General features: G+C 42.8%; 25 protein-coding genes. All 25 read left to right on the plus strand.

Features of this window, described 5'->3' with window-relative positions:
- Positions 1 to 7 precede the first annotated feature (7 nt).
- Complete coding sequence (locus tag OW255_RS10600) at positions 8 to 394, plus strand: hypothetical protein (protein ID WP_024835942.1); 387 nt, start codon at positions 8 to 10, stop codon at positions 392 to 394.
- Positions 395 to 459: 65 nt separating this feature from the next.
- The gene (locus OW255_RS10605) at positions 460 to 1,677 is read left to right on the plus strand and encodes a BaiN/RdsA family NAD(P)/FAD-dependent oxidoreductase (RefSeq protein WP_024835941.1); all 1,218 of its coding nucleotides are present in this window, start codon (positions 460 to 462) and stop codon (positions 1,675 to 1,677) included.
- Entirely contained in the window at positions 1,674 to 3,266 is a 1,593-nt protein-coding gene (locus OW255_RS10610) for an NAD(P)/FAD-dependent oxidoreductase (protein WP_024835940.1), read from the plus strand. Before OW255_RS10605 ends, OW255_RS10610 begins: the two co-directional genes overlap by 4 nt.
- A gap of 69 nt (positions 3,267 to 3,335) precedes the next feature.
- Positions 3,336 to 4,199, plus strand: a complete 864-nt coding sequence (gene proB, locus OW255_RS10615; RefSeq protein WP_024835939.1) for a glutamate 5-kinase — start codon at positions 3,336 to 3,338, stop codon at positions 4,197 to 4,199.
- Between the two features lie 10 nt (positions 4,200 to 4,209).
- Positions 4,210 to 4,431, plus strand: coding sequence for a DUF896 domain-containing protein (locus OW255_RS10620; protein ID WP_024835938.1), 222 nt, complete (start codon positions 4,210 to 4,212; stop codon positions 4,429 to 4,431).
- Positions 4,409 to 4,987 (plus strand): 5-formyltetrahydrofolate cyclo-ligase, encoded by a 579-nt coding sequence (locus tag OW255_RS10625; RefSeq protein ID WP_024835937.1) that lies wholly within the window; start codon positions 4,409 to 4,411, stop codon positions 4,985 to 4,987. The genes OW255_RS10620 and OW255_RS10625 overlap by 23 nt, the downstream gene beginning before the upstream one ends.
- A complete protein-coding gene (locus OW255_RS10630) occupies positions 4,974 to 6,218 on the plus strand; it encodes a glutamate-5-semialdehyde dehydrogenase (protein WP_268116558.1) in 1,245 nt (414 codons plus the stop codon). The genes OW255_RS10625 and OW255_RS10630 overlap by 14 nt, the downstream gene beginning before the upstream one ends.
- Before the next feature lie 160 nt (positions 6,219 to 6,378).
- On the plus strand, positions 6,379 to 7,185 hold the full coding sequence (locus OW255_RS10635; protein ID WP_024835935.1) for a motility protein A: 807 nt from the start codon (positions 6,379 to 6,381) through the stop codon (positions 7,183 to 7,185).
- Between the two features lie 18 nt (positions 7,186 to 7,203).
- A complete protein-coding gene (locus tag OW255_RS10640; RefSeq protein ID WP_024835934.1) occupies positions 7,204 to 7,896 on the plus strand; it encodes an OmpA/MotB family protein in 693 nt (230 codons plus the stop codon).
- A 326-nt stretch (positions 7,897 to 8,222) separates the two neighbouring features.
- Positions 8,223 to 9,752, plus strand: coding sequence for a ribosomal protection-like ABC-F family protein (abc-f, locus tag OW255_RS10645; RefSeq protein ID WP_268116559.1), 1,530 nt, complete (start codon positions 8,223 to 8,225; stop codon positions 9,750 to 9,752).
- A gap of 48 nt (positions 9,753 to 9,800) precedes the next feature.
- Positions 9,801 to 11,249 (plus strand): tRNA (N6-isopentenyl adenosine(37)-C2)-methylthiotransferase MiaB, encoded by a 1,449-nt coding sequence (gene miaB / locus OW255_RS10650; protein ID WP_024835932.1) that lies wholly within the window; start codon positions 9,801 to 9,803, stop codon positions 11,247 to 11,249.
- 27 nt (positions 11,250 to 11,276) lie between these two features.
- Complete coding sequence (gene mutS / locus OW255_RS10655; RefSeq protein ID WP_268116560.1) at positions 11,277 to 13,931, plus strand: DNA mismatch repair protein MutS; 2,655 nt, start codon at positions 11,277 to 11,279, stop codon at positions 13,929 to 13,931.
- A 67-nt stretch (positions 13,932 to 13,998) separates the two neighbouring features.
- Complete coding sequence (gene mutL / locus OW255_RS10660; protein WP_268116561.1) at positions 13,999 to 15,981, plus strand: DNA mismatch repair endonuclease MutL; 1,983 nt, start codon at positions 13,999 to 14,001, stop codon at positions 15,979 to 15,981.
- Entirely contained in the window at positions 15,981 to 16,943 is a 963-nt protein-coding gene (miaA, locus tag OW255_RS10665; protein WP_024835929.1) for a tRNA (adenosine(37)-N6)-dimethylallyltransferase MiaA, read from the plus strand. The genes mutL and miaA overlap by 1 nt, the downstream gene beginning before the upstream one ends.
- Positions 16,934 to 18,214: a methionine gamma-lyase family protein gene (locus OW255_RS10670; RefSeq protein WP_024835928.1), complete on the plus strand. Its 1,281-nt coding sequence runs from the start codon at positions 16,934 to 16,936 to the stop codon at positions 18,212 to 18,214. Before miaA ends, OW255_RS10670 begins: the two co-directional genes overlap by 10 nt.
- A 91-nt stretch (positions 18,215 to 18,305) precedes the next feature.
- The gene (locus tag OW255_RS10675; protein WP_024835927.1) at positions 18,306 to 18,557 is read left to right on the plus strand and encodes a DUF4321 domain-containing protein; all 252 of its coding nucleotides are present in this window, start codon (positions 18,306 to 18,308) and stop codon (positions 18,555 to 18,557) included.
- Between the two features lie 50 nt (positions 18,558 to 18,607).
- Positions 18,608 to 19,303, plus strand: a complete 696-nt coding sequence (gene radC / locus OW255_RS10680) for a RadC family protein (RefSeq protein ID WP_024835926.1) — start codon at positions 18,608 to 18,610, stop codon at positions 19,301 to 19,303.
- A complete protein-coding gene (mreC, locus tag OW255_RS10685; protein ID WP_024835925.1) occupies positions 19,304 to 20,200 on the plus strand; it encodes a rod shape-determining protein MreC in 897 nt (298 codons plus the stop codon). It abuts the gene before it with no gap.
- A gap of 14 nt (positions 20,201 to 20,214) precedes the next feature.
- Positions 20,215 to 20,733, plus strand: coding sequence for a rod shape-determining protein MreD (gene mreD, locus OW255_RS10690; protein ID WP_035317601.1), 519 nt, complete (start codon positions 20,215 to 20,217; stop codon positions 20,731 to 20,733).
- Positions 20,726 to 23,590 carry a penicillin-binding transpeptidase domain-containing protein gene (locus OW255_RS10695; protein ID WP_024835923.1) on the plus strand — a complete coding sequence of 955 codons (2,865 nt, stop codon included), beginning with the start codon at positions 20,726 to 20,728 and terminating at the stop codon, positions 23,588 to 23,590. The genes mreD and OW255_RS10695 overlap by 8 nt, the downstream gene beginning before the upstream one ends.
- Before the next feature lie 20 nt (positions 23,591 to 23,610).
- Positions 23,611 to 24,276 carry a septum site-determining protein MinC gene (locus OW255_RS10700; RefSeq protein WP_268116598.1) on the plus strand — a complete coding sequence of 222 codons (666 nt, stop codon included), beginning with the start codon at positions 23,611 to 23,613 and terminating at the stop codon, positions 24,274 to 24,276.
- A 35-nt stretch (positions 24,277 to 24,311) separates the two neighbouring features.
- Entirely contained in the window at positions 24,312 to 25,103 is a 792-nt protein-coding gene (minD, locus tag OW255_RS10705) for a septum site-determining protein MinD (RefSeq protein ID WP_024835921.1), read from the plus strand.
- A gap of 11 nt (positions 25,104 to 25,114) precedes the next feature.
- Positions 25,115 to 25,393, plus strand: coding sequence for a cell division topological specificity factor MinE (minE, locus tag OW255_RS10710; RefSeq protein ID WP_024835920.1), 279 nt, complete (start codon positions 25,115 to 25,117; stop codon positions 25,391 to 25,393).
- Positions 25,394 to 25,395: 2 nt separating this feature from the next.
- Positions 25,396 to 26,520, plus strand: a complete 1,125-nt coding sequence (locus OW255_RS10715) for an FtsW/RodA/SpoVE family cell cycle protein (RefSeq protein WP_024835919.1) — start codon at positions 25,396 to 25,398, stop codon at positions 26,518 to 26,520.
- Between the two features lie 16 nt (positions 26,521 to 26,536).
- A complete protein-coding gene (gene mgsA / locus OW255_RS10720; RefSeq protein ID WP_024835918.1) occupies positions 26,537 to 26,932 on the plus strand; it encodes a methylglyoxal synthase in 396 nt (131 codons plus the stop codon).
- Positions 26,933 to 26,936 lie beyond the last annotated feature (4 nt).

Here is a 26,936-nt window from a genome sequence, read left to right on the forward strand (position 1 = left end):
TCATCTCATGAAGAAGTATATGTTCTGCTTTCTTTTGTTCGTTGCGGCATCTGCTATCTGCCTGGGTGTCGGTTTTGTCATAACAAAAGACAGCGTAAGGCCGGAGAAGGCTTTACCAGGTGCGACCCTTGAAACCGAGACCGTAACAGAAGCGCAGATAGTCATAAATCAGGAAGAGGTCCAGCCTGCCAATGCAAAAGGTAAGGAAAAATATTATCTTGTATCAGAGGACGGATATTTGCTCGTCCTCTATCAGGATAAGACCACAATCTGTCTTTATACTCATATGCCTGTAACTGATTTTCCAGAGGAAGAACGGGGAAAACTAATGGAGGGCATATGGTTTTCTTCCATGATAGAGGTGTTTAATTATCTGGAGTCCTATACAAGCTAAGATTTTACCAGAAATAAAAAGACAGGCTGTTTTAGTCAGCTTGTTTAAAGATACAGGAGGAGGATATGAAACAACAGGTAATCGTTGTAGGCGGAGGCGCTTCCGGTCTTACAGCAGCAATTGTGGCTGCCAGATCGGGCGCTTCTGTTGCAATTATGGAACATACATCAAAGCCTGGGAAAAAGCTGCTGTCTACCGGAAATGGCAAATGTAACATAACCAATCTGGAACAGTTTGATGGTGCCTATCGCAGCAGCAATCCAGAATTTATAAAAAGAGCCAGGAAAAACGTGACGGTGGATGAGACACTTCAGTTCTTTCGGGATCTTGGAATTGTACTTACGGATAGAAACGGATATGTTTATCCCTATGCCGGGCAAGCTTCTGCAGTGCTTGATGCTCTGCTTACGGAACTAGACGATCTTGGGATCCAGTTGATTACCGATTGTCAGGTGACAGGGATAAAGCCTGATCTTACGGTTATGACTTCCATAGGCAAGAGAAAGGCGGATGCCGTTATATTGTCAGCCGGATCCATGGCAGCTCCAAAGACTGGATCTGATGGCAGCGGTTATGACCTTGCAAAAGCACTTGGACACAGGATTATTCCTCCGCTCCCTGCTCTGGTACAGTTACGGTGCCGGGAAAAATGGTATAAACAGGCGGCAGGTGTACGAACCGAAGCTGCCATAACCTTAAAGCTAGACGGGAAAGTCATTGCTTCCGACCGGGGAGAACTTCAATTTACTGATTATGGCATCTCAGGCATTCCCGTTTTCCAGGTGAGCCGGTTTGCAGTGAAGGGACTAAAGGAAGGAAAACAAACGATTATAGATCTGGATTTATTTCCTGCTATGGATTATAAAGAAACAAGAGATCTATTAATGGAAAGAAAAAGCCGCTTTGGACAGCGGCCCGCAAAAGAGTTCTTAAATGGTGTGATCAACCAAAAGCTGATTCCCATTCTTCTGCAGGAGGCTGGAATTAACACAGGCAACACGAACCAGATAACCCAGGCTCAAATAAAGATGCTCACCGGTGCCCTGAAAGGACTGAGTACAGTCGTTACTGCCTCCAATTCCTATGAACAGGCTCAGGTGTGCAGCGGAGGAATTGACACCAGAGAAATGGACCCGGACACCATGGAATCAAAGCTTGTGAAGGGTCTCTATCTAGCTGGAGAGATCGTTGATGTGGATGGAATCTGCGGCGGTTATAACTTACAATGGGCATGGACCAGCGGAATACTGGCTGGCAGACATGCGGGAAGAGGGAATGGATGATAAGAATTAATCAATTAAAGCTGAAAGTGGATCATACAGAAGAAGCATTATGGTCAAAAGCAGCAAAAACATTAAAACTGCCAGTAAAGGAGATAGAGTCCTTACAAATTATAAAGCAGTCCGTAGATGCAAGAAAGAAGGAAGAGCTTCATTTCACCTATACGGTAGATGTAAAAGTACCAAATGAGAAAACGGTATTACATAAAGTGAACAATGTCAATGTCATACTGTCTGAGAAAAAAGAATATCATTTCCCTGCAAAGGGCACAGAAAAGATGTCCAGCCGCCCTGTCATTATCGGTGCAGGTCCAGCCGGCCTATTCTGCGGTGTGATGCTTGCAAGAAATGGATACCGTCCTATCTTACTGGAACGTGGAGAGTCAGTGGATGAGCGAAGAAAGGCTGTTGATGAATTCTGGAAAAACGGTCTCTTAAAACCAGATAGTAATGTACAGTTTGGTGAAGGAGGAGCAGGAACATTTTCTGACGGAAAACTGAATACCCTGGTAAAAGACCCTCTGATGCGAAACCGCAAGGTTCTGGAGCTGTTTGTTGAATTTGGAGCGGATCCTTCCATACTATATATTAATAAGCCTCATATTGGAACTGATGTTCTAAGTGGCATTGTTAAAAGGATGAGAGAAGAGATTAACCGTTTGGGCGGAGAGGTACGCTTTAACAGCCGTGTCACTGATTTTATGATTAAGGATGGTAAAATTACCGGTGTAGTGGCAGGCGGCGAAGAAATTCCTTCTGAAATTCTTGTATTGGCCATTGGTCACAGTTCAAGAGACACCTTTGAGATTTTGGAAAGCAGAGGAGTTCCTATGGAAGCCAAGGCATTTGCTGTAGGCTTAAGAATCCAGCATCCTCAAAAGAGCATCAACAAATGTCAGTATGGCGTGGAAGATCATTCTGTTCTTGGAGCTGCAGATTATAAGCTGACACACAAAAGTAAAAATGGCAGAGGTGTCTATACCTTCTGTATGTGTCCGGGAGGATACGTAGTCAATGCTTCCTCGGAAGATAAGATGTTAGCCGTCAATGGGATGAGCTATCATGACAGAGCCGGAGAAAATGCCAACAGCGCATTAATCGTTACCGTGACGCCGGAAGATTTTGGAGCAACAGGACCTCTTTCCGGGGTACACTATCAAAGAGAGCTGGAAAAAGCTGCTTATTTAAGCTGCGCCGGTAAAATTCCCATCCAGCTTTACGGTGATTTTGTAAAGGGACAATTGTCAAAGAGTTTTGGTGATGTAGAACCAGCATTTAAGGGACAGTATGATTTTACATCCATCAGAGATTTCCTGCCTCCTTATTTAACGGAATCACTCATTGACGGAGTGGAAGCCTTTGACCGCAAAATCAGGGGCTTTAAAAGACCGGATGCGATTTTAGCAGGAGTGGAGAGCAGAACCTCCTCTCCGGTGAGAATCCCAAGAAATGAAGAATTTGAAAGCAGTATCAAAGGAATCTATCCCTGTGGAGAAGGAGCTGGTTATGCCGGTGGTATCACTTCTGCGGCAATGGATGGATTAAAGGTCGCTGAGGCGATTGCCGCCAGATTTCAAAGGCTTCCTATATAGAAATTGACGAAACCTTCAAAATGTTGTAAGATATTTTTAACAAAAGAACTGGAGAAAGTGGATGATACAATGAGCATCAGGGAGAGAGAAACGTTAAAAGATAAGAAGAGAATTGTCATTAAAATAGGATCTTCATCCTTAACCCATGCCTGTACCGGTGATTTAAATCTTACGAAAATCGAGAAACTGATTCGGGTTATCAGTGACTTAAAAGGAGAAGGTAAGGAAGTCGTACTGGTTTCCTCAGGAGCCATCGCCGCTGGCCGCCAGGCCTTGGGACATCATTCCAGGCCAGGTACCATTGCTGAAAAACAGGCGTTTGCTGCTGTTGGTCAGGCAAGGCTGATGATGGTTTATCAAAAGCTTTTTGCAGAATATAATCAGATCGCAGCACAGGTTCTGCTGACCAAGAATACAATGACACATGATGTCAATCGTTATAACGCCCAGAATACCTTTGATGAGCTTCTTAAGCTGGGTACTATTCCAGTCGTCAATGAAAATGATACCGTTTCTACTTCTGAGATTCCTCTGGTGGATAATTTCGGAGATAATGACCGGCTTTCCGCCATTGTTGCGGCCCTTATCGGAGCAGATCTTTTGATTCTGCTTTCTGACATTGATGGTCTGTATTCTGATGACCCAAGACAGAATCCGGAAGCAAAATTCATTAATCTGGTTGAGAGAATTACTCCAGAACTTATGGAGATGGGAAAATCCACATCAGGAAGTGATGTGGGAACTGGAGGCATGGCAGCCAAACTGGCGGCCGCCCGTATTGCTACTGACGGAGGGTCGGATATGGTAATTGCCAATGGCGACCATGTTGAGGTAATACAGGAAATTATGGCGGGAGAAGAAAAGGGAACCCTCTTCATTGCCCACCCCAATGATGATTTTGATTTAATGGACTATATTAATTACGAGTATTAAGGAGAAACGAATGAATCAGGAAAAAATAGACCGCATCAACACTCTTTTTCACAAATCCAAATCAACTGGCTTATCGGAAGAGGAAAAGGCAGAGCAGGCAGCTTTACGTAAGGAATACATTGAATCCATACGTGCCAGCTTAAGAGGAAACCTAAATAGTATTTCTATTCAGGAAGAAGACGGATCGGTAACCGATCTTGGTAAAAAGTATGGAAAAGTCGGAAAAGAATGAAATAAGGAACTGGATTAAAGAACAGCGAAAAACACTGGATTCAGCCACGGAACACGTGTGGAACGAGGTCATCTGCCAAAAGCTTTTAAATCTTTCTGAGATTCGTCAGGCTTTTTGCGTATACTGCTATGCCTCGTTTCACGGGGAAGCCGGCACATGGAAATTCATGGAGGCATTATTGAACCAGGGAAAATACATAGCAGTTCCTAAAGTTACTGGAAAACAGATTGAGTTCTATGCCATAAGCGGCAAAAAGGATCTGGAAGAAGGTGTAATGGGAATCATGGAGCCTAAATCCACCTGTTTAAAGATCTGCGACCCGGATGCACCTGTTATTGTGCCTGGGATTGCTTTTGACCGGGAAGGCAATCGACTGGGGTACGGCGGTGGTTACTATGACCGTTTCTTTGAACGGGAGCCCTCCCATCTTCGCTTTGCCATTGCATATGATTTTCAGCTGCTTGACCGCATTCCGGCAGAACCTCACGATAAGCGGGTAGACCGGATTATCACACCGAAAGGAAAGGATTGGGGACTCAATTATGACAGTGATTGAAATTGGTAAGAAAGCAAAGGAAATTACAGGTATTCTAGGAATTCTGGGCTCTGAGAAAAAGAACCAGGGCCTAAAATCCGCTGCAAAATTCCTTCTTTCAGGTGAAGCGGAAATTCTTGCTGCCAATGAGAAGGATTTGGATAAAGCGAAAAAATCAGGCATGAATGCTGGATTAATTGACCGTCTGGAACTGACTTCCCAAAGAATAGGAGCCATGGCAGACGGCCTTTTGTCTGTGGCTGCGCTTGATGATCCCATTGGTGAGGTCATCTCCATGAAAAACCGTCCCAACGGACTTACCATCGGACAGAAACGCGTTCCAATGGGAGTGGTTGGTATCATATATGAAGCAAGACCCAATGTGACTGCAGATGCTTTTGGCCTGTGCTTTAAATCCGGGAATGCAGTGATTTTAAAGGGCGGAAGTGACGCTCTGGAATCCAATATAGCAATTGTGAAATGGCTGAGAAAAGGCTTATCAGAAGCCGGACTGCCGGAAGATTCCATTCAGCTTATTACAGATACAGACCGGGAGGTCACAAAAGAGTTTATGCGTCTCAGGGAATATGTAGATGTTCTGATTCCAAGAGGCGGCGCAGGATTAATCCGGGCAGTTGTGGATAACAGTACGATTCCGGTCATTGAGACGGGAACTGGTAACTGTCATGTTTTCGTGGATGAAACGGCTGATTTTAATATGGCATTGGATATCATCTTTAATGCCAAGACCCAGAGAATCGGGGTATGTAACGCATGCGAATCCCTTGTGATTCACAGAGCGGTTGCTCCTGATTTCCTTCCTCTCCTTAAAGAAAGGCTTTCTCTGAAATCGGTGGAAATCCGTGCAGATGAAGAGGCCTGCTCCATTGTATCTGATTTTGTTCCAGCAACAGAAGAGGATTGGGGCACTGAATATCTGGATTATATTCTATCTTTAAAAATTGTTGGTTCCATTGACGAAGCCATCAGCCATATCAACCGCTACAGCACCAGTCATTCCGAGGCCATTATCACTTCTAATTACGCCAACGCTCAAAGGTTTTTAAATGAAATTGATGCAGCCGCTGTATATGTCAATGCATCCACTCGTTTTACCGATGGCTATGAGTTTGGATTTGGAGCTGAGATCGGTATCAGCACTCAGAAACTTCATGCCAGAGGCCCTATGGGCTTAAAAGAGCTGACGACCACGAAGTATATCATCTACGGAAATGGCCAGGTTCGTCCTTAAGAAGGAACTTATGTAGGTATTTTGTTACAGAAAATCAGGATATTTTACCACTTAATCAAATATTGAAACTAAATTTAGCATTTTTTTAGCGTCAAATTTCGGCATAATGTGATAAAATTGAAGCTATAAAATTATAATACTAGTTACAAAGGAGATTATTATGGATTTTTCGCTGATTGTTGGTATCATTATTGGTGTGGCAGCGTTACTTACGGGGTATGCGCTGGAGCACGGAGTAATATCGTCTTTGTTTTTAATTAGTCCCTTCATCATTGTCTGCGGAGGAACTGTGGGCTGTGTAATCGCCTCCTTTTCATTTAATGACATCGCTATGGCTATGAGAGCGATGTTCAAAAGCTTTAAGCATCCTCATTCAGCCAGTATGGAGCGGATGATATCCAAAATCTCCATGATTGCTACCCGTTATAGAACTGAAGGAGTTACCTGCCTGGATGACATAAGCAGGGACCCTGAGCTTAACGAGGAGGAATATCTTCTTTTAAAGGAAGGTCTTGTATTAATTCAGGAATTAAAAACACCGGAAGATATCCAGTATACACTGGAATCTGATATCAGAGCTTATGTACAGCAAAGAAGTATTGAGGCCAGCGTATTTGATGCTGCAGCCGGATTTTCACCTACCATGGGAGTTATTGGTACGGTAATGGGACTTATCATGGTACTTGCTTCTGGATTTGATGATCCGTCTAAACTGGCTGGATCCATTGGTACCGCATTTATTGCCACCCTTTACGGTGTATTTTTAGCAAACATTGTTTATTTGCCCATTGCTACCAAGTTAAAAACTCAGTTAAAGAGAAAACACATTCAAAAAGAGATGATTGTAGACGGCGTATGCATGATTGCCAGAGGAAGCACCTCCCGAAATATTGAAAATGAACTTGCTCTCTACTTCCAGGCATTCTCAGACGGTGGTAAGAGATATAAGCAGGGAATTGACAACTAATCACAGGAGGGGCATAAGATGAGCAGAAGAAGCATTATGGACTATGATGGTGAAAAAGATAATTCTGAGCGTTGGCTTCTTACATATTCCGATATGATTACATTGCTCCTTGCTTTGTTTATCATCATGTACGGTATGAGTTCTGTTGATACGCAAAAGGTAAAGGAGATGTCTCAGGGATTGGAACAGGCATTAAACCATGGCGGCTCCAAGGGTCTGGAACAGTCAGGAACCATTCTTCCGGAAGATAATTTAGAGAACGTATATAAAGGTCTGCAAACTTACATAAAAGAGCGGAATTTGGAACAAACTATAGACTTATCATCAACAGGTACATCCATTACCATCCGTATGAGGGATGCCATGCTTTTCAAGCCGGATACCGCTATATTGCAGGCAGAAAGCAAACCGGTCATTGAAGAGATTGCAAAAAGTCTGGAATCAATATACGGAGACATCCATCACATTACCATTACCGGTAATACGGCTGATTTAGGAAACAGGGATGCTTATAACGAAGCGGATTCCTGGCAGTTATCCGTAAACCGGGCGGTTACTGTATTAAATTACATGACTTCTATGGGCTTACAGGCAGAAAAGATGTCGATTGAAGGTAATTCTCATTATAATCCCATCTCTACCAATGATACGGAAGAAGGCAGAGCAAAGAACCGTAGAGTAGAGATTACGATTACAGGTAGGGCAAATTAGTTTTTTAGTTGACAATTTGAAACTTTTATGATATTTTGAATTTATATTTGACGAGAAAGAGGTGAAAGGATGAAGTTATAATTCTTGCTGAAGTTACTGTACAACATGAGTATAAGTTTTACTATGCTTTTTTGTTGTGCCTGTTATGCAAGAATATCACTTCATTCTCCAGCCTTTTTTGTTTGCAAATGATTCTATTTGCAACATTTAAAATACCTGCAATTTACCTGCCTGGTTCAGGCAGGTAGCTGACGGCTGCGAGATATGATTTCTTGCAGCCGTTTTTAATGCAGAAAATCACTTTCTGCTGATTTGGAGGTATGTATATGTCATTAATACAAGTTACAGATTTATCGTTCACATACGAAGGCGGAATCGAGCCTGTTTTTGAACATGTGTCTTTTCAAATTGACACTGATTGGAAGCTTGGGTTCACTGGGAGAAATGGACGTGGGAAAACCACTTTTTTAAACCTTTTGATGAAACGTTATGAATTTACAGGGAGCATTGTATCTGGTGCAGAGTTTGATTATTTTCCATTCCCTATTGAAGATCAGGACAGAAGTACCATGGACATTTTGGAATCCTTACATGGGGAATTTGAATATTGGGAGATAAAACGGGAGCTTACCAAATTACAGGTAACAGAAGATGTTCTTTACCGCCCGTTTTCAACATTATCCAATGGAGAACGGACAAAGGTCCTATTGGCTGCACTGTTTTTAAAGGAAAATCATTTTCTACTCATAGACGAACCGACTAATCATCTGGACCGGGAAGGAAGAGCTTTGGTCAGTCGATATCTAAGTGGGAAAAAAGGATTTATATTGGTTTCCCATGACAGAAACTTTCTGGATTCTTCCGTGGACCATATTCTATCCATTAATAAAACAAATATAGAGGTGCAAAAGGGTAATTTCACCTCCTGGTATGAAAATAAACAAAAACAGGATCAATATGAATTGTCAGAAAATGACAGATTAAAGAAGGGCATTCGGCGGTTGGAAGCGTCTGCTAAGCAATCCAGGGAATGGGCAGATCAGGTAGAATCAACAAAGATAGGTAAAAAATCCATGGTCCGGGAAAAATCCATCGACAATAGAGCTTATATAGGTGAGAAGTCGAGACGGATGCAGATGCGCAGAAAAAATCTGGAGCAGCGGCAGGATCGTGCGATTGATGAGAAAAAAGGCTTATTAAAAAATATAGAAGAAGCAGAGCGTTTGAAGCTGTACCCTGCAAAACATCATATGGATCGGATCCTCACCTTAAAAGAAGTGGTACCAAGCTTTGATCGTCCAATATGCAAGCCAATCAGTTTTGTATTGGAACAGGGGCAGCGGATTTCGCTTCAAGGGAAGAACGGATGCGGGAAATCAAGTCTGATAAAGTTAATCCTTGGAAGGGAAGCGAGACCTGATACATTGTCTTATACAGGAACAATTGAAGCGGCCAGCGGCCTTACTATCTCCTATGTATCTCAGGATACCTCCTTTTTACAAGGAAGCTTATCTGATTATGCCAAAGCATGCGGAGTCGAGGATTTTTTGTTTAAAGCTGTTTTAAGAAAACTTGATTTCTCCAGAGAGCAGTTTGAAAAAAATATGGAGGCATACAGCGAAGGCCAAAAGAAAAAGGTTCTGATTGCCAGAAGCCTATGTGAGAAGGCGCATTTGTATATTTGGGATGAGCCTCTGAATTTTATTGATATCTATTCCAGGATGCAGATTGAAGAATTGATTAAGGAATTTCAGCCCACTATGATTTTTGTAGAGCATGATGAGGCATTTTCTAAAGCCATTGCGACCAGCCAGATAGAGGTGGAGCAAGTGGATTTTGGACTTTGCAATCAATAGTATTTATGCTATAATGGGAAAATCGAATAAAAATAAGAGGTTAAGTAGATGGATTATACAAATATGACTTATGATGAAGCCTGTCATTACGCACCGATGGAAGAGCCTGCAAGACAGTACTTTTTTATGGAATACTGCAAGGCTCTGCTTGATAAATTAAAAAAGGCAGTAGGGAAAGACACACTTACGTTCCACATTGCCACATTTGGTTGTCAGATGAATTCCAGGGATTCAGAAAAACTCCAGGGAATACTGGAATCGATCGGTTATGTAGAAACGGATTCGGAAGAAGCCGATTTTGTTCTTTATAATACCTGTACCGTCAGAGAAAACGCTAACCAGAGAGTTTATGGTCGACTGGGACAGTTAAACAATTTAAAACGGAAAAACCCTCATATGATGATTTCTCTTTGCGGTTGTATGATGCAGGAGGAAGAGGTTGTTGCCAAGATCAGAAAAAGCTATCGTTTTGTTGATATCATTTTTGGTACCCATAACATCTTTAAGCTGGCAGAATTAATGGCAGAGCGTCTGGAACGGGACAAGATGGTAGTGGATATCTGGGAAGGAACCGATACCATTGTAGAGGATCTTCCGACGGACCGTAAATACCCATTTAAATCAGGCGTTAACATTATGTTTGGCTGCAACAATTTCTGCAGCTATTGTATCGTTCCTTATGTAAGAGGAAGAGAGAGAAGCAGAAGCCCAAAGGATATCGTGGCTGAGATCAAAAAGCTTGCCGATGATGGAGTGGTAGAAATCATGCTCCTTGGCCAGAATGTAAACTCCTATGGTAAAAACTTAGAAGAACCAGTGTCATTTGCACAGCTTCTTACCCAGGTGGATCAGATCGAGGGCTTGGAAAGAGTTCGTTTTATGACCTCTCATCCAAAGGATTTATCCGATGAATTGATTGAGGCTATGAAGCATTCCAGTAAGGTTTGCCGTCATATTCACCTTCCACTCCAGTCAGGAAGCAGCAATGTGTTAAAGGCTATGAACAGAAGCTATACCAAAGAGCAGTATTTGGAACTGGTGGACAAGATTCGTGCAGCCATGCCGGATATTTCCCTGACTACCGATATAATTGTTGGCTTCCCCGGAGAAACAGAAGAAGACTTTTTAGAGACATTGGAAGTAGTTAAAAAAGTCCGTTTTGACAGTGCATTTACCTTTATTTATTCAAAACGTACCGGAACTCCGGCGGCAAAGATGGAATGCCAGATCTCAGATGAGGCTGTTAAGAACCGTTTTGACCGCTTATTGACAGAAGTACAGAAAATATCTTCTGAGATGTGCGGCAGGGACGAGCATACAGTGCAAAAGGTATTAGTGGAAGAAATTAATGATCACGCAGAAGGACTTCTGACCGGACGCTTAGGCAACAATACTACCGTGCATTTTAAAGGGGATTCTTCTCTTATCGGAAAAATCGTGAATGTGTATCTTGACGAATCAAAAGGATTCTATTACATGGGAACTTTAAGACCATAATAATAAGAAAAGAGGAAACAAAACAGCATGGCTGGATTATCACCAATGATGACCCACTACCTGGAAACAAAAAAGGAATATCCGGACTGCCTCCTGTTTTACAGACTGGGAGACTTTTACGAAATGTTCTTTGAGGATGCGGTTACCGTTTCCAGGGAGTTGGAAATAACGTTAACAGGAAAAGAATGCGGATTAGAGGAACGGGCACCTATGTGCGGCGTTCCTCATCATGCCGTTGAGACTTATTTAAACCGTCTGGTTCAGAAAGGCTTTAAGGTCGCTATTGCTGAACAGATGGAGGATCCAAAGCTTACAAAAGGGTTAGTAAAAAGAGAGGTAATCCGTGTGGTAACACCCGGAACCATTACAAGCGCTCAGGCCCTTGATGAAACTAAGAACAATTATCTTATGGGAATTGTTTATGTGGGAGAAACCTTTGGAATCTCAGTTGCCGATATCACAACTGGAGAATTTCTCCTTACCGAGGTGGAGTCTGAACGGGAACTGACCGATGAGATTAATAAATTCAACCCGTCTGAAATCATCTGCAACGAAGCGTTTTATGTCTCCGGAGTGGATATTGAAGAAATCAAGAACCGTTATCATGCGGTCGTTTCATCTCTGGATAATCATTTCTTTTCGGATGAAGTCTGCCGGAAAATCCTAAAAGAGCATTATAAGGTTGGCTCACTCTCCGGACTTGGACTGGAAGATTACGATACCGGGGTCATTGCTGCTGGTGCAGTGATGCAGTACATGTATGAAACTCAGAAAAACAGTTTATCACACATAACTACCATTACGCCTTATTCCACCGGTCAGTTTATGATCATAGATACTTCTACCAGAAGAAACTTAGAGCTTCTTGAAACCCTTCGCGAAAAGCAAAAACGGGGCAGCCTTTTGTGGGTCCTGGACCGGACTAAGACAGCTATGGGTGCCAGGATGCTTCGTACATACATAGAACAGCCATTAATACATAAATCAGAAATTATCAAACGCCAGAACGCCATTGAAGAATTGAATATGAATTATATTTCCAGGGAAGAAATCTGTGAGTATCTGAATCCTATTTATGATCTGGAGCGTCTGATCGGGCGTATCAGCTATAAAACAGCCAATCCCAGGGATTTGATTTCCTTTAAAAATTCTTTGGAGATGCTGCCGTTTATTAGAAACATATTGGATGAGTTTAACAGTGAATTGTTAACAGAGCTTCATGGGGAGCTTGATCCCTTAGAGGACGTGAAGGAACTCATTGACAAGGCCATCATTGATGATCCGCCTATTACCGTAAGAGAGGGCGGAATTATTAAAGAGGGTTTTCATGAGGAAACCGATAAGTATCGCCATGCGAAGACCGAAGGAAAGACCTGGCTGGCTGAACTGGAAACAAAGGAAAAAGAGAAGACCGGAATTAAAAATCTGAAGGTAAAGTATAATAAGGTCTTTGGTTATTACTTTGAAGTTACCAATTCCTTTAAAGATCTTGTGCCGGATTACTTTATCCGCAAACAGACCCTGGCCAATGCGGAGCGTTATACCACCGATGAGCTTAAGGAACTTGAGGATGTAATTCTTGGGGCAGAGGATAAGCTGTATTCCCTGGAATATCAGTTATTTACGGAAGTCCGTGATTCCATTGCCGACCAGGTGCTCCGAATCCAGAAAACAGCACGGGCAGTTGCTGGAATTGATGTTATCACCTCCCTTTCCTCTGTTGCCACCAGAAATAATTACGTGAAGCCCTTCATCAATGAAAAAGGTCTGATTGACATTAAAAATGGACGTCATCCAGTGGTAGAAAAGATGATGAGGGATGATCTGTTCGTTTCCAATGACACATACTTAGATAATAGTAAGAACCGTCTTTCTATTATAACGGGTCCAAACATGGCAGGAAAGTCTACCTATATGAGGCAGACAGCTCTTATAGTGCTCATGGCACAAATCGGCAGCTTTGTTCCAGCGGAAGAAGCTAACATTGGAATCTGCGACCGGATTTTTACCCGTGTAGGTGCATCCGATGATCTGGCTTCCGGACAGAGTACATTCATGGTAGAGATGACAGAGGTAGCCAACATACTTCGGAATGCTACGAAAAACAGCCTGATTGTCCTTGACGAAATTGGGCGTGGAACCAGTACCTTTGATGGGTTAAGTATTGCATGGGCGGTGGTGGAGCATATCAGTAACTCCAAGGTACTTGGTGCAAAAACCTTATTTGCCACCCATTATCATGAACTGACGGAGCTGGAAGGAACTATAAGTGGTGTGAATAACTACTGCATCGCCGTGAAAGAACAGGGCGATGATATTGTATTTCTAAGAAAGATTATTAAAGGCGGCGCAGATAAGAGCTATGGAATCCAGGTGGCAAAGCTTGCCGGAGTTCCGGATACTGTCATATCCAGAGCAAAGGAGCTGCTTTCTGAGCTGAGTGAAGCGGATATTACGGTTAAAGCAAAGGAGATTGCGGAAATCAATTCAAATATCACCCAGAGAAAAGCCGTACCAAAGCCTGATGAGGTGGATTTACAGCAGATGTCTCTGTTTGATACGGTAAAGGATAATGATATCATAAAAGAATTAGGGGATCTGGAACTTGGAAATATGACCCCTATTGATGCACTTAACATCCTGTACCGCCTTCAAACAAAACTTAAAAACCGCTGGCAGTAAGAAACTGTTTGGGGAATCCCTTTATGTCCTTAACATGTAATCGGACAAGGAGAAAGGAGCTGGTGTCATGCCGAATATAACAGTACTTGATCAAAATACGATTAATAAGATTGCGGCTGGTGAGGTAATAGAACGCCCGGCATCTGTGGTCAAGGAGTTGCTGGAGAATGCCATTGATGCAAAGGCCACTGCTGTAACTGTGGAGATTAAAGAAGGAGGAACCAGCTTTATCCGTGTCACTGATAATGGATGCGGAATCCCAAAAGAAGAAGTCCCTCTTGCATTTTTACGCCATTCCACGAGTAAGATCAAATCGGTAGAAGATTTATTTACCGTTTCCTCTCTGGGCTTCAGGGGTGAGGCGCTTGCAAGCATAGCTTCTGTTTCCCAGGTAGAGCTGATTACTAAGACCAGTATTGGACTTACGGGGACCCGCTATCAGATTGACGGCGGAGAGGAGAAGACTCTGGAAGAAATCGGTGCTCCGGAAGGAACTACCTTTATCGCCAGAAACTTATTTTTTAACACTCCGGCCAGAAAAAAGTTCTTAAAGACTCCCATGACCGAAGGGGCACATGTGGCGGAGCTGGTGGAAAAGCTGGCATTGTCCCATCCTGAGGTCTCCATCCGTTTTATCCAGAATAATCAGAACAAGCTACATACTTCTGGAAATCATAATTTAAAGGATATTGTATACACGGTTTTTGGAAGGGAAATTGCTTCCAATCTTTTAGAGGTTTCCGTTAAAAAGCCGGATATTTCCGTAGAAGGATACATTGGAAAACCGGTAATTGCCAGAGGAAACCGGAACTATGAAAATTATTTTATTAATGGAAGATACATAAAAAGCACTGTAATCTGCCGCGCCATTGAGGAAGCTTATAAGCCCTTTATGATGCAGCACAAGTACCCATTTACCATGCTTCATTTTACCATTGATCCTGAAACACTGGATGTAAATGTCCATCCCACAAAGATGGAGCTGCGTTTCCGGGATGGGGAGATGGTCTATCACATGGTATACCAGGCAGTTGCCAGTGCTCTTGCCCATAAGGAATTGATTCCTGAGGTCGAGCTGGTAAAAAGGACAGAAGACAGCCGACTGAGTATGTCTGTGAAAAAGCACGAACCCGCTCCTGAGCCTTTTGAAAAAAACAGGCTTATGGCAATGCAGCAGCAGTCTGCGGCAAAAGAATCGGTAAAAGAATATACTACTTCTCCTGGAATCACAGAAGGATTTAAGAAACGGTTGATCCCAGCACCCTCTCAAAACATTCTGCCGGAGATGGTCAGAGAACCAGATGAACTTTCGGCCAACTGGCTAAAGCCCCAGGCATCTATAAACAAAGCTAACACACTGGAAGCTCTAACGGAAGCTTTACCAGAAACTCTACCGGACCCCCCGGTACAACCGGAAGAGAAGCCCAAACAAATGGATCTCTTTGATGGAAAATTGTTGGAGCCAAAGGCCAGATCCATGCATAAGCTGATTGGACAGCTTTTTGATACCTACTGGCTGGTGGAATTTAATGAGCAGCTTTATATCATTGATCAACATGCTGCCCATGAAAAGGTTTTATATGAGAAAACCATGGCAACACTAAAAACAAGGGAGTATACCTCCCAGTTAATAAATCCGCCCATTATTCTGACTCTGAACCGGAATGAAGAGGTCTTGCTCAATCAGCATCTGAAATATTTCACTGAAATGGGCTTTGAAATCGAACCTTTTGGGGGAAGAGAATATGCGGTCAGAGGAGTTCCGGCTAATTTATTTTCCATTGCAAAAAAAGAACTTTTGATTGAGATGATCGACGGCCTTTCAGAAGATGCAGCTGTCAGCAATCCAGATGTCATATATGAAAAAATTGCTTCCATGTCATGTAAGGGAGCCGTAAAAGGCAATAACCGCCTTTCCTTTGCAGAGGCCAACGAACTGATTGATCAGCTTCTGGGCTTAGAGAATCCTTACGCCTGTCCTCACGGAAGACCTACGATTATTTCCATGAGTAAATATGAGCTGGAAAAGAAATTTAAGAGGATCGTGTAATGAAACCATTAATTATTTTAACCGGCCCTACTGCGGTGGGGAAGACAGCATTGTCCATACGCCTTGCAAAGGCGATCGGTGGAGAAATTATCAGTGCCGATTCCATGCAGGTCTACCGCCGTATGGATATCGGCTCTGCCAAAATCACAAAAGAGGAGATGATGGGAATCCCCCATCATCTTATTGATGTTCTGGAACCAGACGAAGAATTTAATGTGACCGTGTTTCAAAAACTGGCGAAGGCAGCTGTGGAAGAGATCTATTCCAGGGGAAACATACCCATTGTTGCGGGAGGCACCGGTTTTTATATCCAGGCCCTGTTAAATGACATTGATTTTACAGAGAATGGAGAGGACACTTCCATAAGAGATGAGCTGGAAGCTCTTGCAAAAGAAAAAGGAGCAGAGTATCTTCACGGGATGCTTCTTGCCATAGATCCTGAATCCGCCGAACAGATTCATGCCAACAATAAAAAGCGGGTAATCCGGGCCATTGAATATTACCGGCAGACAGGAGAGCGGATCTCAGAACACAATAAAAGGGAACGGCAAAAGGAGTCTCCTTATGACTTCCTGTATTACGTTGTTAATACAGACCGGGACATCCTTTATCAAAGAATTGATCAACGGGTGGACGAGATGATGAAGCAGGGACTGGTTGAGGAAGTGAAAGAGTTAAAAGATTCTGGCTGCACCAGAGACATGGTTTCCATGCAGGGATTGGGATACAAAGAGATTCTGGATCATCTGCAGGGAGAATGTACTCTTTCAGACGCTGTTTATCTGTTAAAAAGAGACACCAGACATTTTGCCAAACGCCAGATTACCTGGTTTAAAAGAGAACGAGATGTGAAATGGCTGAATCTGCCTGACTTTAACAATGATATGGACAAGGTGCTGGAAACCATGATACAGGAGATCAATGAGACATACGGATTGGAGAAAAAGGAACAATGGAAATAAATGCAATGTACGAGAATCTTGGAATTAGCAAGAAAGTCCTGGATTTTGGAAAAAAGATAGAAGATAGCTTAAAAGATCGTTTTCAGGAAATAGATGAAAATGCAGAATACAATCAAATGAAGGTAATCAAAGCCATGCAGGATAACCGGGTCAGTGATATTCACTTTGCAGCGACCACTGGCTACGGTTATAACGATCTTGGACGAGATACTTTAGAAGATGTTTATGCCAGTGTCTTCCACACAGAAAGTGCTTTGGTAAGACCAAACTTAATCAGCGGAACTCACGCCCTTTCTATCGCACTTTCCGGAAACCTACGCCCAGGTGATGAACTGCTTTCTCCAGCCGGTAAGCCCTACGATACCTTAGAAGAAGTAATTGGTATCAGAGAGAGTACTGGTTCTCTAAAAGAGTATGGAGTGATATACCGTCAGGTGGATCTACTTCCAAATGGTACATTTGATTACGAATCCATTAAAAAAGCTATCAATGAACGGACAAAGCTTGTTACCATCCAAAGATCAAAAGGCTACGATACACGTCCCACGTTCTCTGTTTCACAGATTGGTGAGCTGATTGCCTTTGTCAAAGAAATCAAGCCGGATGTAATCTGTATGGTGGATAACTGCTATGGAGAATTCGTTGAACGGATGGAGCCGTCTGATGTTGGGGCTGATATGATTGTTGGATCTCTGATCAAAAATCCAGGTGGCGGTCTTGCTCCCATAGGTGGCTACATTGCCGGAAAAACAGAATGCATTGACAAGGCATCCTATCGGCTGACAGCCCCAGGTCTTGGAAAAGAGGTAGGAGCAAGTCTTGGACTTAACCAGGCCTTTTATCAGGGATTATTCCTGTCTCCAACGGTAGTTGCCGGTGCTTTAAAAGGGGCCGTGTTTGCAGCCAATGTATATGAAAAACTGGGATTTCAAGTAGTACCAAACGGAAGCGAATCCCGTCATGATATCATACAGGCTGTTACCTTTGGAAATCCGGAAGGCGTTATCGCATTTTGCCAGGGAATTCAGGCGGCAGCTCCGGTTGACAGCTTTGTTTCACCAGAACCATGGGATATGCCGGGATACGATGCCCCTGTTATTATGGCAGCTGGTGCATTTGTCCAGGGTTCCTCCATTGAATTAAGTGCGGATGGGCCTATCAAACCACCCTACGCTGTTTATTTTCAGGGAGGGCTTACCTGGTATCATGCAAAGCTTGGTATTTTAATGTCTCTGCAAAAGCTTTTGGATGCAGGTTTGGTTCAAATCTAAAAAAACGGTATACACGAATGGAAAACTATGCTAAAATATCATGATAGGTATGGACATTCCTGCCATTAAACCAAAAGGGGTAGCAGAGCAGATGAAGTACAAAAATTGCTGGATACTGCTTCTTCTTATGCTTGCCGGTGTTGTACTAGGAGGCTTTGTTGGAAATCTTACTGAGGGTATATCCGGATTGTCATGGCTAAGTGCAGGACAGTCCTTTGGCTTTGATACTCCCATCGTGGTAAATTTCGGCATTTTAGTCATTACCTTTGGTTTTAATTTAAAAATCACCATGTCCGGCATTATAGGAATAGGGGCAGCCCTCATAACGTATCGGTTCATTTGATTCTTACATATGTCTACACACGTGCCTGGAGAGTAACGGACAGGAGACATATGAAACGTATAACCATGAAAGACATCCCATCGGATGAGAGGCCCTATGAAAAGTGTTTGAAAGAAGGGGCACAGAGCTTAAGCGACGCGGAACTTTTATCAATCATTATCCGCACAGGCAGCAGAGGAGAGAATTCTCTGATACTGGCACAAAAGATACTGGCCCTAAATTATCCGAAAAAGGGTATTTTAGGGCTTTTACACCTTTCTATGCAGGAACTCATGCAGGTGAAAGGAATCGGAACAGTCAAAGGTGCCCAGCTTTTATGCATCGGAGAACTTTCCAAACGCATTTGGAAAAGAACAGCCCAGCTGGAAGCGGCCTCTTTTCATAATCCCCTTGATATTGTCAACTATTATGTGGAAGACATGCGTCACAGGGAACAGGAGCTTGTTTATGTGATGCTTCTGAATACAAAGGGAGTCCTGATCAGGGACATAATGATCTCTCAGGGAACGGTCAATGTATCCGTAGTTTCTCCCAGAGAGATTTTCATTGAAGCTGTAAAACATCATGCTGTGAGCCTGGTGATGATTCACAATCACCCAAGCGGTGACCCAGCTCCAAGCAGAGAAGATATCAACCTTACCAAAAGAGTTAAGGAAGCCGGAGAATTATTAGGCATTCGGCTGTTAGATCACATAATTATAGGAGATAATTGTTATATCAGTTTGAAAGAACGGGGAATCTTGTAAATGGAATCAAAGCGCAGTAAATATGTTCTTATATCATTAACCGTATTTTGTATCCTTCTGATTGGGCTGACCTCGATTCGCGACACGTGGCTGACCCCTCTCCGGACGGGCGTGGGCTATGTCCTGATTCCGGTGCAGTCAGGAGTTAATTCAGTGGGTTCCGCCATATACGGGGAAATCACAGACCTTTCTAAATTACACAGTGCTCAAAAAGAAAATAAAGAGATGAAAGATATCATCACACAGCTGACCGAAGAAAATACCAGACTTCAATCAGAGGAACTGGAACTAAACCGCCTTCGAAAGCTCTATGGTCTGGATCAGCAGTACGGACAATATGAAAAAGTGGGAGCCAGAGTCATTGCCAATGATTCCAGCAACTGGTTTCAGGTGTTCCGTATTGACAAGGGTTCCAAGGATGGCATTGCTGTGAATATGAATGTAATGGCTGGCGGAGGCCTTGTAGGAATCGTCACGGATGTAGGTGCTAATTATGCCACAGTCCGTTCTATCATTGATGATTCCAGCCGTGTAAGCAGTATGGCAATGCAGTCTGGTGACAGCTGTATTGTTGCCGGTGATCTGACTTTATTTAAAGAAGGAAGACTTAGAATCACCAATGTATTAAAGGATAGCGACTTAAAGAATGGAGATAAAATTGTCACTTCCAATATAAGCTCGGTGTTCCTTCCAGGACTTTTAGTGGGTTACGCCGCTGATATTACCAATGACAGTAACAATGTTACAAAATCCGGATATCTGGTCCCTGCCGCGGAATTTGACAGTCTGCAGGAAGTACTGGTTATTACGAAATTAAAATCTGAAATGATGAAAGAAGAAACTTCCCAGGAGACAACTTCCGCTGAAACTCAGGCGACGGAAAGTGCTTCTCAATAGCGAAAAGGAGTATCATGAGACGTGTTTTTTTCAATGTACTGCTGATTATTCTGGCATTTACCATTCAAAACTGTATATTCCCATTGCTGCCGTTTTTATCAGCGTCTCCAAATCTGCTTTTAATTCTGACCTTTTCCTTCGGCTTCATGCATGGAAAAGAGGCAGGAATGTATTACGGTCTGCTTTCCGGGTTGCTGATGGATCTGTTTTATACTGGTCCCTTCGGCTTTTATACCCTGATTTTTCTATATGTAGGGTATGTGAACGGTATTTGCACCAAGTATTATTACGAAGATTATATTACCCTTCCTTTAATACTCAGCGTACTGAATGAATTGGCTTACAACTTTTACATTTATGTTTTCCGGTTCCTGATCCGCCAAAAGCTAAGGATTGGATACTATTTTGTTAACATCGTGCTGCCGGAAATCATTTTTACCGTAGTGACGACACTGCTTCTTTATCGGGTATTCCTGATTTTAAATCGTCATTTGGAAGACATAGGAAAAAGAGGAGATTCTAACATTGTTTAGGGATTTATTGGACATCGTTTCTGAGTTTTTAAAAAAAGCTGTATCATCCCGGCTTTTCGTACTTGGAATCATTTGTTTTGCCATGTATGCCGGCTTAATTAACAAGCTGTTCCATATGCAGATTATCAATGGAGAAAAGGCCCTTAATGAATATTTCCAGATAACGGAGCAGACCATCACCACAGCTGGTACAAGAGGCAATATTTATGACAGGAATGGCAAGGTCTTAGCTTATAACAAGCTGGCTTATTCGGTGACGGTTCAGGATAACGGAGCCTATAAAACTGCAGCCGCCAGAAATAATATGTACTTGAACCTGGTGAGAATCCTTCAGAAGCATAAAGAGACCATTCAGAGTAAATTTGAAGTGGCCATAGACTCAAATGGAGATATGGTTTATACCTCATCCTCTGAAACGTCAAGAAAAAGGTTCCTTCGTGATTATTACGGATTAAAAAGTGTAGACGAGCTTGATGACGAAAAGGGGAAGTATCCCTCGAATTTAAGCGCAAGAGAGCTGTTTGATTGGGCCTGCAAAGAAAATAGCTTAAAGGATTTCAAAGACTCAAAAGGTAACATAATCACTTTAACGGACCAGGAAGCCCTTGATATTATTAATATTAAATATGCACTGCGTCTCATGTCCTACCGGAAATATGAGGCGACGACAGTAGCCTCCCAGGTCAGTGATGAGACAGTAGCAGATATCTTGGAGCATCTTAGGGACTTACAGGGAGTTAGTGTAGAAGAAACTACAATTCGTGCCTATAATTACAGCATTCCATTTGCCCCTATTATTGGTTATACCGGAAAGGTACCTGAGGATCAGTTGGAGGATCTTCAGAAGAAGAAAGAGGACTATGATATTAACGATATCGTAGGACGTACCGGAATTGAATACACCATGGAACATGAACTCCAGGGAACCAAGGGCAAAAAGACCATATACAAAGACAGCGTAGGAAGAATCCGTCAAACCAAGGACGAAACAGATTCTTCTGCTGGAAATGATGTTTATTTAAATCAGGATGCAGACCTTCAGGTTGGTATTTATCATTTGATTGAACAGTCTTTAGCAGGTGTTCTCATAAAAACCATTGTGAATGGTGATTATAAAACAGGGGCTAATACTGATGGTTCTAATATGAAAATCCCTGTTAAGGATGCTTATTATCAGCTGATCAATAACAATGTACTGTCCTTAAAGGAACTGGAGGATGCCGATGCTTCAGTGGTTGAAAAGAGTATTTATTCCAAATACATATCTTCTCAAAAACAGATATTCGCAAATTTAAAAAACGAATTAATGAGTGACCATCCCACACCGATGAAGGATCTGCCGGAAGATATGAAAGCTTATATGTTTTATATCTATACTTATTTGTCAGGTCCCACGGTTGCTATCATCAAAGAAGATCAGGTGGATACTTCAAGTGAAGAATACCAGGCCTGGAAATCCAATGAAACGAGTCTCAGGGAATATCTTTATTATGGAATTGCAAATGGCTGGGTGGATACCACAAAGCTTGAAACCGGTTCCAAATATACCAATGCGGATGATACCTTTGAACAGCTAATTAATTATGTACTGACCAATCTGGAAGGGGACCGTAACTTTACCAAGAGGATTTACCGTTACCTGATTAATGATGATGTTATTACCGGTCAGGAATTGTGCCTCGCCCTGTACGACCAGGGAGTATTAAAGGATGATGGTCAGGATGCGGCTCAGCTAAGAGCTACCGGAGATGCTTACTCCTTTCTATTAAAAAAGCTGTCCACCTTGGAGATTACACCGGCCCAGCTGGCATTATCGCCCTGTAACGCTGGTGTTGTAGTGACCAATGATAAAACAGGGGAAGTACTGGCATTGGTTTCTTATCCTGGGTATGACAACAACAGGATTGGAGATGGAACCTATTTCAGTCAGCTTCAGGCAGACATGTCTCTGCCCCTTTATAACAATGCGACTCAGACGAGAAAAGCACCAGGTTCGACCTTTAAGCCGATTACCGCAGTTGCAGCGCTGGAAGAACATGCCATTACAACCGATGAGACTATAAACTGTACCGGTATCTATACCGATGTGGAACCGCCAATTAAATGCTGGATTTATTCCGGACATCACGGCCCTTTGAATATAGTAGGTGGAATAGAAAATTCCTGTAACTTTTTATTTGCGGATTTAGGGCATCGTTTGTCAACGGATGCCGGAGGCGTATACTCCCCAGATTTGGGCCTTGATGTTTTACGCACTTACGCAACCAAGTTCGGACTGGATCATAAGTCCGGCGTAGAAATTGCAGAGCTTGATCCTCAGATTTCCAAAGAAGCTCCCGAGCGTTCTGCCATGGGTCAGGGAAGCCATGCGTACACCAATGTACAGCTTTCCAGATATGTGGCAGCCATCGCAAACAGGGGAACCGTTTTTGAACTCAGCTTACTTGATAAAACAACGGATTCTGAAGGCAATCTGATACAAGATTATACCCCTAAGATTTCTTCTCATATTGACGCGGCGACAACAACGTGGGATACTGTACAACAGGGAATGAGAGAAGTGATTGCAAATGGTTCAACCAAAAGGTTGTTTCAAGACCTTGAAGTGGAGATTGCAGGTAAGACAGGTACCGCTCAGGAAGCCCGCAACAAACCCAACCATGCTTTCTTCATTTCTTATGCGCCATATGACAATCCGGAAATCTGTGTTACTGTGAATATTCCGTATGGCTACTCATCATCCAATGCGGCCAATATTGCGAAGAATGTTTACAAATACTACTATGGTTATACTGACTTAGAATCCATTGTAAACGCGGGTGCCCTGGATGCAGCGAAAGTCAATATTCGCGATTAACTAGGATAAGAGGTGATATGATGCATAATACCGTAGTAATTAAGAGCAACAGAGCAGGTATGACTGTCATCCTGGACCCCGACATCCCTTTCCCTCAGCTTCTTTCTGATATTGGGAAAAAATTCGGGGATAATTCAAAATTCTGGGGATCAGTACAAATGACCCTGACTCTAGAAGGCAGGCAATTAACTTCTGAAGAAGAATTCGCAATCATCAATCAGATTACGAATAACTCCAATGTGGAAATCATCTGTATTGTCGATACAGATGCGAACCGGTTGGAACGATGTGAAAAAGCACTGAATGAGAAACTTATGGAGCTGTCCTGTCAGACTGGCCAGTTCTTTAAAGGTAATTTGCAAAATGGAGAGACCTTGGAATCGGAATCCAGTATTGTCATTATTGGAGACGTGTGCAAAGGTGCAAAGGTTCTTGCTAAGGGAAATGTCATTGTTCTTGGCAAGTTAACAGGAACCGTATGTGCCGGGGTAGCAGGTAATAAGAGCGCACTGATCACCGCTCTTGATATGGCTCCTATACAGCTTCGCATCGCAGACTGTACTTCAGGTCTTGATGGCCGTGGCAGGCGTTTGGGCAGGGGACCCATGAAGGCTTATCTAGAAAATAATAAGGTCATTGTTAAACCAATGAAAAAAAGTATGGAAATATTCCATAAATTAAGGTAAAATAGTATAAGGTATAAAAATCAGGAGGATATGGTATGTGTGAAATCATCGTAATCACTTCTGGAAAAGGCGGGGTAGGCAAGACGACAACTTCTGCCAACGTCGGTACCGGACTGGCAATTCTGGGGAAAAAGGTAGTTCTGATTGATACTGATATCGGACTTCGTAACCTGGATGTAGTCATGGGTCTGGAAAACCGCATCGTTTACAATTTAGTAGACGTGGTAGAAGGGAACTGCCGTATGAAGCAGGCCCTGATAAAAGACAAAAGATACCCGAACCTGTTTTTACTTCCCTCTGCACAAACAAGGGACAAGACTGCTGTTACACCCGGCCAGATGGTAAAGCTGGTTGACGATCTAAGGGATGAATTTGATTTTATTATCCTTGATTGTCCTGCCGGGATTGAACAGGGCTTCCAAAATGCCATTGCAGGCGCTGGCAGAGCCATAGTCGTTACAACACCGGAGGTTTCTGCGATCCGGGATGCAGACCGTATTATCGGACTTTTAGAAGCCGCTGATATGGGAAGCATTGAACTTATTGTTAACCGGATACGGGCTGACATGGTAAAGCGCGGAGATATGATGTCGTTAGATGATGTAATGGACATACTTGCGGTAGATATCATTGGAGCTGTACCGGATGATGAGGATATCGTTATTTCCTCCAATCAGGGAGAACCGCTGGTAGGTATGGGAACCCCGGCGGGACAAGCTTACATGGATATCTGCAGAAGGATTGCCGGCGAGAACATCCCGATTCAGAATCCTGCCGTGCGCGAAGGCCTGTTCTTCAAACTCTCAAATCTCTTAAAGAGAGCATAGGAGGGTTTGATATGAGCCTGTTTCCTGTATTCCGCAAGAAGAATTCAGGAGAAATTGCAAGAAATCGTCTGAAACTTTTGCTGGTTGCGGACAAGGCTGATTGTTCTCCTGAAATCATGCAGATGATAAAAGACGATATGATCCGTGTAGTATCAAGATACATGGATATTGATTCCGACAGAATAGAGATACAGATGAAGAAGTTAAAGCAGCCAGACTGTGAAGGTTTTTCTCCGGTGCTTTATGCTAACATCCCTATCCGCGATGTACCTGACAAGGGGATATATTAATTATGTTTTCAGAAATTAACTTAAAGTTTTATAATTACCGTTTAGTTTTATATATGATAATTCTGTCAGTGACTGGAATCCTGGTGGTGGCAAGTGCCTCCAATCAGGACTCCTCTATTGTGACGAAGCAGATCATAGGAGTTATGGTAGGATTTGCCCTGGCTATCGGCATTTCTATCATTGACTATCACAACATAACAAAGCTGTATGTTTTGGTTTATGCAGGCTGCATCATTTTACTGGGGGCGGTACTGGTTATGGGGCATACGGCGGGAGGCGCAACCAGATGGATCAACCTTCCGGGTATCGGTCGCATCCAGCCCTCTGAATTCGTAAAAATAGGATTAATTATATTCTTCTCCTGGTACTGGAATAAATATCAGGAGAAGATGAATATGCCGGTCATGATAGGAATGGCGGCAGGACTAGCTGCCATTCCTATCGGCCTTATTTTTGCAGAACCAAACCTGTCAACCAGTCTTGTGGTCACCATTATCATTCTTTGTATGGTTTTTTCCGCAGGAATCAGTTATCGTTGGATCGGTGGAGTGCTTGCAGTGGCAATACCTGCAGGCGCGCTTTTTATATTCCTGCTGACAAAGGGCCTAATTCCTTTTATTCACGACTACCAGGCACGGCGTATTCTTGCTTGGATTTACCCGCATGCCGAGCAATATGCAGAAAATCTGTATCAGCAAAAAAATTCAATCATGGCAATCAGTTCCGGCCAGCTTCAAGGGAAGGGACTTTTTAATACGACAATCGCATCTGTAAAAGATGGGAATTTCTTATCAGCTGGAGAAACCGACTTTATTTTCGCTATTATTGGCGAGGAGATGGGGTTTCGAGGCAGTGTAATCATCATTCTCATTATTGGTCTTGTTGTTTTTGAATGCCTTTATATGGCAGCCCGTTCCAAAGACTTATCAGGAAGACTGATCTGTACGGGCATGGCAGCTTTGATTGGTTTTCAGGCATTTGCTAATATTGCAGTGGCGACACAGATTTTCCCAAATACAGGCCTCCCGCTTCCTTTTATAAGCTCGGGAGTCAGCTCGCTCATTAGTATATTTATGGGCATGGGGCTGGTGCTGAATGTTGGATTGCAACGCAAAATCGGTAATTAATAGGAGGTATATCGTTATGAATATAGGATTAGTTGCACATGATTCTAAGAAAAAACTGATGCAGAATTTCTGCATTGCCTACAGAGGCATTTTAAGCAAGCATATGTTATATGCAACCGGAACCACCGGACGATTGATTGAGGAAGTAACAAATTTAAACGTTCATAAATATCTGGCAGGACATTTAGGCGGAGAACAGCAGCTTGGATCTCAGATTGAGCACAATGAGATTGATTTGGTGGTCTTCTTAAGAGACCCTCTTACCCAGAAATCCCATGAACCGGATATTGTCAATATTATGAGCACCTGTGATATGCACAATATTCCGCTTGCAACCAACCTGGCAACTGCAGAGCTTTTAATCAAATCTCTGGAGCGAGGCGATCTGGAATGGCGGGAAATGTACAAATAGAGGT

This window comes from Lacrimispora xylanolytica (assembly GCF_026723765.1).
Taxonomy (GTDB): Bacteria; Bacillota; Clostridia; order Lachnospirales; family Lachnospiraceae; genus Lacrimispora; species Lacrimispora xylanolytica.

Bases quoted from the DNA above. Each gene is read 5' to 3' on its own strand.
- OW255_RS10600 (WP_024835942.1), top strand. From the start codon at position 8: ATGAAGAAGTATATGTTCTGCTTTCTTTTGTTCGTTGCGGCATCTGCT.
- OW255_RS10605 (WP_024835941.1), top strand. From the start codon at position 460: ATGAAACAACAGGTAATCGTTGTAGGCGGAGGCGCTTCCGGTCTTACA.
- OW255_RS10610 (WP_024835940.1), top strand. From the start codon at position 1,674: ATGATAAGAATTAATCAATTAAAGCTGAAAGTGGATCATACAGAAGAA.
- proB (WP_024835939.1), top strand. From the start codon at position 3,336: ATGAGCATCAGGGAGAGAGAAACGTTAAAAGATAAGAAGAGAATTGTC.
- OW255_RS10620 (WP_024835938.1), top strand. From the start codon at position 4,210: ATGAATCAGGAAAAAATAGACCGCATCAACACTCTTTTTCACAAATCC.
- OW255_RS10625 (WP_024835937.1), top strand. From the start codon at position 4,409: ATGGAAAAGTCGGAAAAGAATGAAATAAGGAACTGGATTAAAGAACAG.
- OW255_RS10630 (WP_268116558.1), top strand. From the start codon at position 4,974: ATGACAGTGATTGAAATTGGTAAGAAAGCAAAGGAAATTACAGGTATT.
- OW255_RS10635 (WP_024835935.1), top strand. From the start codon at position 6,379: ATGGATTTTTCGCTGATTGTTGGTATCATTATTGGTGTGGCAGCGTTA.
- OW255_RS10640 (WP_024835934.1), top strand. From the start codon at position 7,204: ATGAGCAGAAGAAGCATTATGGACTATGATGGTGAAAAAGATAATTCT.
- abc-f (WP_268116559.1), top strand. From the start codon at position 8,223: ATGTCATTAATACAAGTTACAGATTTATCGTTCACATACGAAGGCGGA.
- miaB (WP_024835932.1), top strand. From the start codon at position 9,801: ATGGATTATACAAATATGACTTATGATGAAGCCTGTCATTACGCACCG.
- mutS (WP_268116560.1), top strand. From the start codon at position 11,277: ATGGCTGGATTATCACCAATGATGACCCACTACCTGGAAACAAAAAAG.
- mutL (WP_268116561.1), top strand. From the start codon at position 13,999: ATGCCGAATATAACAGTACTTGATCAAAATACGATTAATAAGATTGCG.
- miaA (WP_024835929.1), top strand. From the start codon at position 15,981: ATGAAACCATTAATTATTTTAACCGGCCCTACTGCGGTGGGGAAGACA.
- OW255_RS10670 (WP_024835928.1), top strand. From the start codon at position 16,934: ATGGAAATAAATGCAATGTACGAGAATCTTGGAATTAGCAAGAAAGTC.
- OW255_RS10675 (WP_024835927.1), top strand. From the start codon at position 18,306: ATGAAGTACAAAAATTGCTGGATACTGCTTCTTCTTATGCTTGCCGGT.
- radC (WP_024835926.1), top strand. From the start codon at position 18,608: ATGAAACGTATAACCATGAAAGACATCCCATCGGATGAGAGGCCCTAT.
- mreC (WP_024835925.1), top strand. From the start codon at position 19,304: ATGGAATCAAAGCGCAGTAAATATGTTCTTATATCATTAACCGTATTT.
- mreD (WP_035317601.1), top strand. From the start codon at position 20,215: ATGAGACGTGTTTTTTTCAATGTACTGCTGATTATTCTGGCATTTACC.
- OW255_RS10700 (WP_268116598.1), top strand. From the start codon at position 23,611: ATGCATAATACCGTAGTAATTAAGAGCAACAGAGCAGGTATGACTGTC.
- minD (WP_024835921.1), top strand. From the start codon at position 24,312: ATGTGTGAAATCATCGTAATCACTTCTGGAAAAGGCGGGGTAGGCAAG.
- minE (WP_024835920.1), top strand. From the start codon at position 25,115: ATGAGCCTGTTTCCTGTATTCCGCAAGAAGAATTCAGGAGAAATTGCA.
- OW255_RS10715 (WP_024835919.1), top strand. From the start codon at position 25,396: ATGTTTTCAGAAATTAACTTAAAGTTTTATAATTACCGTTTAGTTTTA.
- mgsA (WP_024835918.1), top strand. From the start codon at position 26,537: ATGAATATAGGATTAGTTGCACATGATTCTAAGAAAAAACTGATGCAG.